Here is a 9,603-nt window from a genome sequence, read left to right as displayed (position 1 = left end):
GGTATAGGCCGCCCCGGTGGTCGCCGACACCCCGCCGGACAGCGGCGCGGCCTATACCGTGCTGGCCCGCAAGTATCGTCCGCGCAATTTCGAGGATCTGATCGGCCAGGAGGCCATGGTCCGGACCCTGGCCAATGCCTTCTCCAGCGGCCGTATCGCCCACGCCTTCATGCTGACCGGCGTGCGCGGGGTGGGCAAGACCACCACGGCCCGCCTGCTGGCCCGCGCCCTGAACTACGAGACCGAGACGGTTCACCAGCCGTCGGTCGACCTCACCGTCGACGGCTTCCATTGCAAGTCGATCATCGAAGGCCGGCACATGGACGTGCTGGAACTGGACGCCGCCAGCCGCACCAAGGTCGACGAGATGCGCGAGTTGCTGGACGGGGTGCGCTACGCCCCCGTCGAGGCGCGCTACAAGGTCTACATCATCGACGAAGTGCACATGCTGTCGACGGCGGCGTTCAACGCCCTGCTGAAGACGCTGGAAGAGCCGCCGCCGCACGCCAAGTTCATCTTCGCCACCACCGAGATCCGCAAGGTGCCGGTGACCATCCTGTCGCGCACCCAGCGCTTCGACCTGCGCCGGGTCGAGCCGGACGTGCTGGTCAAGCACTTCGACCGCATCGCGGCCAAGGAAGGCGCGCGGGTCGATGCCGACGGCCTGGCCCTGATCGCCCGCGCCGCCGAGGGCTCGGTGCGCGACGGCCTCTCGCTGCTGGACCAGGCCATTGTCCAGGCCGAGCGCGGGGCCACGGTCTCGGCTGCCGTGGTCCGCGACATGCTGGGCCTGGCCGACCGCGGCCAGACCATCGCCCTGTTCGAGGCCGTGATGGGCGGCAAGCCGTCCGACGCCCTTGAAGGCTTCCGGGCCCTGTGGGGCTTCGGAGCCGATCCGGTCGTGGTCATGCTGGACCTGCTGGACCACTGCCACGGTGCGGCGGTGGCCAAGGCGCTCGGGCCCGATGCCCTGACCCTGCCCAGGGAGCAGGCCGCGCGCCTGGCCGCGATCGGGGCCCATACCTCGGCCGGCACCCTGTCGCGCCTGTGGCAGATGCTGCTGAAGGCCCATGACGAGGTGCGCCGTGCGCCCGATGCCATGGCCGCGACCGAAATGGCCCTGATCCGCCTGTGCTATGCGGCCGACCTGCCGGGTCCGGAAGAGGCGCTGAAGGCCCTGCGCGACGGCAACCCCGTCGGCGGCGCGCCGGGCGGCGGCTCGCTGGGCGGTGGCGGGGGTACGGGCGGGGGCGTCACGGCCCAGGCCCTGCCCATGGCCGCCGCAGCGGCGGCGCCGGCCCTGCCGGTGCTGGCCTCGTTCGATGATGTCCTGCGGCTGATCGCCGAGAAGCGCGACATCGGTCTGCGCCTCGACGTCGAACAGTTCGTGCGGCCGATCAGCTTCCGTCCCGGGGCCATCACGTATGAGCCCGCCCCCGGCGCGCCCGGCAATCTGGCCGGCCGTCTGGTGCGCGCGCTGAAGGAATGGACCGGCCAGCCCTGGCTGGTCGCGGCCGAGGGCGGCGGCGGGGCTGAGACCCTGATGGAGCGCCAGAAGCGCGAGGATCGCGAGGCGATGGCCGAGATCCGCGCCGACCCGTTCGTGGCTTCCCTGCTGGCCGCCTTCCCGGGGGCCGAGCTGGAAGTCCGCAAGCTGCCCGGCCCCGAAGCCGCGCCGATTGAGCCGGACGAGGTCGAGGACTAGGCCGCTAAAACTGTCATCCCGGACGAGCGCGTAGCGCGAAGATCCGGGACCGCGACAGGTTCTGAGTTTGCTACGGTCCCGGCTCGGCGCGCTGCGCGCTGGGCCGGGATGACAGCTTGTAAGGTGGAGACATGAGATGAAAGACCTCGGCGGCCTGATGAAGCAGGCCCAGGCGATGCAGCAGAAACTGGCCGACGCCCAGGCTAGGCTGGCCGAACTGACCGTGGACGGCACCTCGGGCGGCGGCATGGTCACCGTCACCCTGATGGGCTCGGGCGAGCTGGTGCGGGTGCTGATGGACGAGAGCCTCGTTCAGCCGGGCGAAGGCGAGGTGATCGCCGACCTGATCATCGCCGCCCACGCCGACGCCAAGAAGAAGCTCGACGCCAAACAGGCCCAGCTGATGCAGGAAGCCGCCGGGCCGATGGCCGGCATGATGGGTGGCATGCCGGGCATGAAGTTCTAGAGTTGGCCGCCTCCGCAGGACCCGAGATCGAGCGACTGATCGCCCTGCTGTCCAAGCTGCCGGGGCTGGGTCCGCGTTCGGGTCGGCGCGCGGCGCTGGCCTTGCTGAAGAAGCGCGACACTCTGCTGGCCCCGCTGACGGCGGCCATGGTCGACGCCCAGGCCAAGGTGCGCACCTGCTCCACCTGCGGCTCGCTGGATACGTCTGACCCCTGCGCGGTCTGCAGCGACGAAACCCGTGACGGCCGGCTGATCTGCGTCGTCGAGGAGGTGGGGTCGCTATGGGCCATGGAGCGCGGCGGCCAGTTCAAGGGCCGCTACCACGTGCTGGGCGGACTGCTGTCTGCCCTGGACGGGATCGGGCCCGAGGCGCTGCGAATCGGCGAGCTGCTGGTGCGGGCCGGGGAGGGGCAGGTGAGCGAGGTGATTCTGGCGCTGCCGGCCACGGTGGACGGCCAGACGACGGCGCACTATCTGGCCGACCGGCTGGCGGCTTCGAATTCAGGCGTGTCGGTGACGATGCTGGCGCGCGGTGTGCCGGTGGGCGGGGATCTGGACTGGCTGGATGACGGCACGATCGCCCAGGCCCTGAGGGCCCGGCGACCGGCCTGAACCGGTCAGGATACGAAGCCGGCGATGATCATTGCCAGGCCGACCCAAAAGGCCATACAGGCCGCCAGGGCCCCGACGCGGATCCAGGCGACGGGCGGCAGCTGCAGGTTCAATCCGCGATGCGTGCCGTGCGACGGCGCATGATGCAGGCTGACAAAAGCCATGGTTTCCTCCAATGCCCTTCTGCGGGGGCTAGACGCTGCGGCGTGAAACCCATGCAGCACCCGGTACCCTTAATGGGACCTTACCCGGCGCTTCGCGTCACCGCGTCATAGCGCCCCAGTCCTGCTCGGGAGGGCAGGGCGGCGGCGGCGTGAGGCTCCGGTTTCGGAGCAGCACCGTGCTTTTCTGCGGCACGGCAGGGCAGGGCACGGGCCAAGGCACGCCCTTGCTTGTGAAACGCCGTGCCGCGTGATCTTCTCCCGGCCAACCGGGGGAGGCGAGGGCGAAACAACCATGATGGCCGCCCCGATCCGTTAACACGTCAAGGTTTGTGAATGAATATCGTCATCGCCCTGGGGATTCTGGTCACGCTGGTGACCGGTATTCCCGTGCTTATCCAGCTGCTTCGCCAACACCCGCGGGGCCTGATCATCCTGTTCTTCGCCGAGATGTGGGAGCGCTTCTCCTATTACGGCATGCGGGCGATCCTGATCTTCTATCTGACCCAGCACTTCCTGTTCGAACCGAAGGTCGCCTCGGCCCACTACGGCTCCTACACCTCGCTGGTCTATCTGCTGCCGCTGATCGGCGGTTTCCTGGCCGACAAGTATCTGGGCACGCGCAAGGCCGTCGCCTTCGGGGCCATCCTGCTGGTGGCCGGCCACCTGGCCATGGCCGTTGAGGGCAAGCCCGCCGTCCAGACCCTGACCTATGCCGGCCAGACCTATGAGTTCCAGGCCGAAGGCCGGGGCCAGAACCTGGTCGCCAAGCTGGTCGTGGCCGGAAAGCCCTATGAGGTCGCCGCCACCAAGGCCGGTGATTTCGAGATCAAGGGCCTGCCCGCCACCGCGCCGCTGCCCGCCGTTCTGCCCAAGGCCGAGTACAGGCTGGACGTGAAGGATCGCGATCCGCTGTATCTCAACATCTTCTGGCTGGCCCTGTCGCTGATCATCGTCGGCGTCGGCTTCCTCAAGCCCAATATCTCGACCATCGTCGGCCAGCTCTATCCGCAGGGCGATCCGCGTCGCGACGCCGGTTTCAACCTCTACTACTACGGCATCAATCTGGGCTCGTTCTGGGCCTCGATCCTGTGCGGCCTGCTGGGCGTCACGGTCGGCTGGTGGGCAGGCTTCGGCCTGGCCGGGGTCGGCATGGCGGCGGGCTTCGTCGTCTTCGTGCTGGGCAAGCCGTGGCTGATGGGCAAGGGCGAGCCGCCCGAGCCCAAGGTCCTGAAGGCCAAGGTCGCCGGTCCGGTCAATTTCGAACTGGCCATCTATGCCCTGTCGCTGGTCGGGGTGATCGGCGTGTTCTTCCTCGTGCAGTACAATGCGGTCGTCGGGATCGCCCTGAACATCGGCATCCTGGCCTCGCTCGGCTATATCGGCTGGTTCATGGCCACCCAGTGCGTCAAGGAAGAGCGCGAGCGTCTGGCCCTGGCCGTGTTCCTGATCTTCGGCGCGGTGGTGTTCTGGACCCTGTTCGAACAGGCCGGTTCGTCGCTCAGCCTGTTTGCCTCGACCAATGTCCAGCTCGACCTGGTGCGTGAACCGATCCGACTGTTCGGCACCGCCGTGACCCTGGGTGCGCCCGAGCAGATGGCCAGGGCGGGCATCGACCCGGCCTCGACCTTCTGGGTCAATACCAGCTTCAACGCCCCCCAGACCCAGGCCCTCAATGCCGGCTGGATCCTGATCTTCGCCCCGATCTTCGCGGCGATCTGGACCTTCCTCGGCAAGCGTGGCCAGGACCTCAATCCGGTTGTGAAGTTCGGCCTCGCCCTGGCCCAGGTCGGTGCCGGCTTCCTGATCCTGCAATGGGGTTCGACCTTCGCGGACGGGGCCTTCCGGATGCCGCTGATCTTCCTGGTGCTGATGTACATGCTGCACACCACCGGCGAGATGTGCCTGTCGCCGGTCGGCCTGTCGCAGATGACCAAGCTGTCGCCGGCCTCGGTCGTGTCGTTCATGATGGCCGTCTGGTTCCTGGCCGTGGCCATCGCCCAGTGGGTCGGCGGCAAGATCGCCGGCCTGACCGCCACCGAAACGGTCGGTGGCCAGGTGCTGGACCCCGGCGCGGCCCTGGCGGCCTCGCTGAAGGTCTTCAACGTCATCGGCCTGGTGTCGATCGGAATCGGGATCCTGTTCCTGATCCTGTCGCCGATCCTGAAGAAGTGGTCGCACGGCTCGGACGAGACCCAGGCGTCGACCACGGGTCACTAGACCTGCGGCCCTGAAACAACGAAGGCCCCGGAGCGATCCGGGGCCTTTTTTGTTGGGGTCTGCGTGAGCCGCTGAACCAAGCCAAAAGCCTGTCGTCCCGGCCGGACCCCGGCGAAGGCCGGGGGGAGCGCCGGGACCCAGGCGGTGCCTAAACCGCTGTGCCGCCCACGGTCAGGCCGGTGATCTTCAGGGACGGCTGGCCGACGCCGACCGGGACGCCCTGGCCCGACTTGCCGCAGACCCCGATGCCGGGATCGAAGTCGAAGTCGTTGCCGATCATGGTCACACGGGTCAGGGCGCTGGGGCCGTCGCCGATCAGGGTGGCACCCTTGACCGGGGCGGTGATCCTGCCGTCCTCGACCAGATAGGCCTCGGTGCACTGGAAGACGAACTTGCCGTTGGTGATGTCGACCTGACCGCCTCCGAAATTGGCGCAGTAGAGGCCGCGCTTCATCGAGGCGATCATCTCGGCGGGATCGTCGTTGCCGGCCAGCATGCCGGTATTGGTCATGCGCGGCATCGGCATGTGGGCATAGGACTGGCGGCGGCCGTTGCCGGTGGCCTCCATGCCCATCAGGCGGGCGCTCATCCGGTCGTGCATGTAGCCCACCAGGATGCCGTCCTCGATCAGGATGGTGCGCTCGGTCGGCGTCCCTTCGTCATCGATGGTCAGCGAGCCGCGACGACCGGCCAGCGAGCCGTCGTCGAACACGGTGACGCCCGGAGCCGCCACGCGCTCGCCGATGCGGCCGGAGAAGGCCGAAATACCCTTGCGGTTGAAGTCGCCTTCCAGGCCGTGGCCGACGGCCTCGTGCAGCAGCACGCCGTTCCAGCCGGGGCCTAGGACCACGTCCATCTCGCCGGCCGGGCAGGCGACGGCGTCCAGATTGACCAGCGCCATGCGCAGGGCTTCGTCGACCTGCTCCTGCCACTTGTCGGGGCTGATCCAGGCGGCAAAGCCGGCCCGGCCGCCCGCACCGGACGAACCGCTCTCGCGGCGGCCATCCTTTTCGACGGTGACCTGGACATTGACCCGCACCAGCGGGCGGACATCGCGCACAAGCTTGCCGTCGGCGCGCAGGATCTCGATGACCCGCCGCTCGCCGGCCATCGAGGCCATGACCTGGACGACGCGCGGATCGCGTCCCCGGGCAAAGGCGTCGATCTCCTGCAGCAGCGAGACCTTGTCGGAGAAGGCCGGCGAGGTGATCGGATCATCCTCGCCATACAGACGCTCATTGGTCGAACGGGGACCTTCGGCGCTGACCCCGGCATAGCCGCGCTTGGCGAGGCTGGCCGAGGCGGCGGCCCGGCCGATGGCGGCTTCGGAAATCTCGGCGGCGTGGGCATAGCCCGCCGTCTCTCCGGCCACGACGCGCAGGCCGAAGCCCTCGCCCGAATCATAGGAGGCCGACTTCAGCCGGCCGTCGTCGAAAACGAAGGCCTCGCTCTCGGATTTTTCGAGGAACAGTTCGCCGTCATCGGCGCCGGCCAGGGCCTCGCCGAGGATCTGGCGGGCGCGGTCGGGATCGACGCCGGCGGCGTCAAGCAGGGAAGGGGCGAAGGAGGGAGCGTTCATACGCTTACAGGTAAGCGTTCGAAACGCATCCGTCACCCCGCCCCTTGGTCGTTGCCGGACAGAGGGCCCGGTTCAGTAGTTGTGGCGAACCGAGCCGGAGCCGGAGGTTTCCGCCACGACGCTGGCGGCTTCGGTCTCCAGATTGACGTCGCCGCTGCCGCTGATGCTGACCTTGACCGCGCCGGACGGTGCGATGTCGGCCTCGCCGCTGCCGGCCAGGGCCACGACGGCATCCTTGGTCTTCAGGTCCTCGAGACGGGCCGCGCCGGACCCGGTCGAGTTGAGGACAAGGCGCGTCGTGCGTCCCCGGGCCGAGACCTCGCCGCTGCCGCTGAGGCTGACCGAAAGCTCGGGCTGGTCAAAGTCGCGGATGGTCAGGTCGCCCGAGCCGTCCAGCTCGAACTTGCGGACACCGGGGGCGGTGACCACGATCTTCAGGCGCTCGGCGTCGCTCAGGACACGGATGCCCATGCGGTCGACGGTCAGGCTTTCCCGGTCACTGCGACGGTCCAGCGTAATCACGCCGCCGGCGATCTTCAGGCCCTCGACCAGATCCTTCGGGCCACTGACCTCGATCTTGCCGGCCGGGCCCTGCACATATTCGACATCGCACGGCACATCGACGTGCAGCAGGTCGCCGCCGCTCCAGGCCAAGGTGCGATTCAGGGTGGGCAGGGTCTCGGCCGACTGGAGATTGATGTGGCGGTCGCGAGCATCGTCGTCGTCCAGGGTGATGGTCCAGCCCTCCTTCATGAGGGTGGGTCCGGCCAGGGCGGCGACGCCGGCGGCGCAGCCGAGGGTCAGGACAAAGCTGGCCCCGGCGATGATGAGCAGGTTGCGGATCATGGTGGCCCCCTCAGGCTTGCTGTTCGATGGCCGGCTTCAGGAGCCGGAAGTGCAGGCGGGCGTACCAGACGACCGCATTGAAGAGGCCGATCGCCGCCAGGGTGAGCAGGGCGCCGATGCAGGTGGCTGCGGCCATAAGTCCCACCCCCATCATGAAGGCCGTCATCGGGCCACCGGGCGGGAGGGCCAGGGGGCCGAGGGCAAAGACGAACCCGCCCGAGATGAACAGGGCCACGACGGCGACCAGGAAGCCGAACATCGCGCCCAGGATCCCCATCAGCAGGGGAAGCAGGAACATGATGTCGATGGCCCCGAGGCCGATCAGCGCAATGATGGCGGCACCGGCATTGGACGGTGACTTGGTCTCCTCCCAGCGCTTGAGCCCGGCATCGGCCCGCAACTCGCGCGCCAGGCGGTCGGGATCGCCCAGGGCTTCGGCGGCCTCGGCCTCGGTCCGGCCGGCGGCCAGGGCCTCGGCGAAGTGGGCCTCGTGGTCGGCGACGATGTCGGCGACGGTGGTGGGCGCCAGGCCCGAGAGGCCGCGACGCAGCCTCGACATGAACTCTTGCCGGGTCATGCGGCGGCTCCCAGGATGTCGTTGACGGCCGTGGTGAAGGCGGCCCACTCGGCCTTCTGCTGCGTGAAGCTGGCCTGTCCGGCCGGGGTCAGGCGGTAGTATTTGCGCGGCGGACCGCTCTGGGACTCGACCAGATAGGTTTCCACCAGCCCGTCCGACTGCATGCGGCGCATCAGCGGATAGATTGTACCCTCCCCCATATCGATGTCCTTCGCCAGGCGGCTGGCAATTTCGTAGGCGTAGCTGTCGCCGCGGGACAGCAGGGCCAGCACGCAGAGTGCCAGCACGCCCTTCTTCAGTTGAATTTCAATGGCTTCCGGCACGTTGTCCTCGCCTCCGTTGATGCTCCCTTCTATCGCCGGGTACTGAGCGACGCAAGGTAGCTGTCAATGAATGATACGTAATGATCCGGAGCCGACGGAGGGGGGTTTCTGAAAGTCTTTCGCAATTGAACCCGCGAGGCGTTGCGCTGAAGGGTTTGGCGGGTAGTTCAGGCGCTTGGCAACCGCTGGCGATGCGCGTATGCAGCCAGCAGAATGGTCAGTTGGGCGGGCGCGACCGCGACTCCTTTTGTGAGTCGATTGCGCGATACCGCGAGCCTGACTGTAATGTGCATGTCGGCGCGGCGTGGCGTTGATCGAGCTCAAACGATCAACGGCAATGCGTCGCCGAAACGGGCCGTGAGGGATATGAAGGCGCAATTTCAGGGGATGCGGCGGATCTTGACGGGCGTTTCTGCCCTCGCCGCCACGATGATGTTCGCGGGGCAGGCCCTCGCAGACGATCTGATGGGTCAGCCGACGCCGGGGGCAATCGACCTCCAGCCGGCCGCCTCATCGCTCAAGCATGATGCGATCTGGTTCCATAACGACATTCTGATGCCGATCATCACCGGCATCACCCTGCTCGTGCTGGGCCTGATCATCTGGATCGTGATCCGCTACAACGCCAAGTCCAACCCGGTCCCGGCCAAGTTCAGCCACAACACCGCCGTCGAGATCGTCTGGACGGTGGTGCCGGTGCTGATCCTGATGTTCATCGCGATCTTCTCGTTCCGGCTGCTGTTCGCCTATAACGACATGCCCAAGCCGTACATGACGGTGAAGGCCACCGGCTACCAGTGGTACTGGGGCTACGAGTATCCCGACCAGAAGATCAGCGAAATCACCTCCCTGCCGCTGACCAAGGCCGAAGCCGACGCCAAGAAGGTCCCGTACCTGCTGGCCGCCGACAACGCCCTGGTGGTGCCGGTCAACCAGGTGGTCCGGGTGCAGGTCACCGCGGCCGACGTGATCCACGCCTTCGCCCTCCCGGCCTTCGGCCTGAAGACCGACGCCATCCCCGGCCGCCTGAACGAAACCTGGTTCAAGGCCGAGAAGACCGGCGTCTATTACGGCCAGTGCTCGGAACTCTGCGGCAGCGAACACTCCAACATGCC

The 9,603-nt window shown here is 67.6% G+C and carries 9 protein-coding genes and 1 pseudogene; 5 read left to right on the top strand and 5 right to left on the bottom strand.

The window, feature by feature from the left end:
- Window positions 1-7: 7 nt before the first annotated feature.
- From DBR10_RS08340 to recR, 3 genes and pseudogenes are all read left to right on the top strand, one after another.
- Window positions 8-1,705, top strand: a pseudogene (locus DBR10_RS08340) (DNA polymerase III subunit gamma/tau); the annotation flags it as partial.
- A gap of 136 nt (window positions 1,706-1,841) precedes the next feature.
- The gene (locus DBR10_RS08335; RefSeq protein ID WP_108504312.1) at window positions 1,842-2,171 is read left to right on the top strand and encodes a YbaB/EbfC family nucleoid-associated protein; all 330 of its coding nucleotides are present in this window, start codon (window positions 1,842-1,844) and stop codon (window positions 2,169-2,171) included.
- Window positions 2,172-2,173: 2 nt separating this feature from the next.
- Complete coding sequence (gene recR / locus DBR10_RS08330; protein WP_108504313.1) at window positions 2,174-2,782, top strand: recombination mediator RecR; 609 nt, start codon at window positions 2,174-2,176, stop codon at window positions 2,780-2,782.
- 5 nt (window positions 2,783-2,787) lie between these two features.
- Here recR and DBR10_RS19065 read toward each other — a convergent pair whose 3' ends face one another.
- Window positions 2,788-2,946 (bottom strand): hypothetical protein, encoded by a 159-nt coding sequence (locus tag DBR10_RS19065; protein WP_158272193.1) that lies wholly within the window; start codon window positions 2,944-2,946, stop codon window positions 2,788-2,790.
- A gap of 333 nt (window positions 2,947-3,279) precedes the next feature.
- On the opposite strand from DBR10_RS19065, the gene DBR10_RS08325 reads away from it, so the two are divergent.
- Entirely contained in the window at window positions 3,280-5,163 is a 1,884-nt protein-coding gene (locus DBR10_RS08325; protein WP_108504314.1) for a peptide MFS transporter, read from the top strand.
- A 148-nt stretch (window positions 5,164-5,311) separates the two neighbouring features.
- Here DBR10_RS08325 and tldD read toward each other — a convergent pair whose 3' ends face one another.
- The 4 genes from tldD to DBR10_RS08305 all read right to left on the bottom strand — a co-directional run bounded on the left by tldD (window position 5,312) and on the right by DBR10_RS08305 (window position 8,488).
- Complete coding sequence (gene tldD / locus DBR10_RS08320) at window positions 5,312-6,742, bottom strand: metalloprotease TldD (protein WP_108556258.1); 1,431 nt, start codon at window positions 6,740-6,742, stop codon at window positions 5,312-5,314.
- Between the two features lie 72 nt (window positions 6,743-6,814).
- The gene (locus DBR10_RS08315; RefSeq protein ID WP_108504315.1) at window positions 6,815-7,588 is read right to left on the bottom strand and encodes a GIN domain-containing protein; all 774 of its coding nucleotides are present in this window, start codon (window positions 7,586-7,588) and stop codon (window positions 6,815-6,817) included.
- 10 nt (window positions 7,589-7,598) lie between these two features.
- The gene (locus tag DBR10_RS08310; protein ID WP_108504316.1) at window positions 7,599-8,165 is read right to left on the bottom strand and encodes a DUF1700 domain-containing protein; all 567 of its coding nucleotides are present in this window, start codon (window positions 8,163-8,165) and stop codon (window positions 7,599-7,601) included.
- Window positions 8,162-8,488 (bottom strand): PadR family transcriptional regulator, encoded by a 327-nt coding sequence (locus tag DBR10_RS08305; protein WP_108504317.1) that lies wholly within the window; start codon window positions 8,486-8,488, stop codon window positions 8,162-8,164. The genes DBR10_RS08310 and DBR10_RS08305 overlap by 4 nt, the downstream gene beginning before the upstream one ends.
- A 366-nt stretch (window positions 8,489-8,854) precedes the next feature.
- Here DBR10_RS08305 and coxB point away from each other — a divergent pair.
- The coding region (gene coxB / locus DBR10_RS08300) for a cytochrome c oxidase subunit II (protein ID WP_233243329.1) at window positions 8,855-9,603 on the top strand (749 nt) is incomplete at its 3' end.

The sequence above is a fragment of the Caulobacter sp. HMWF025 genome (assembly GCF_003060965.1).
In the GTDB taxonomy this organism is placed as follows: Bacteria; Pseudomonadota; Alphaproteobacteria; order Caulobacterales; family Caulobacteraceae; genus Caulobacter.
The sequence above is the reverse complement of the archived record's forward strand: the minus strand, read 5'-3'. Positions and strand labels throughout refer to the sequence as shown.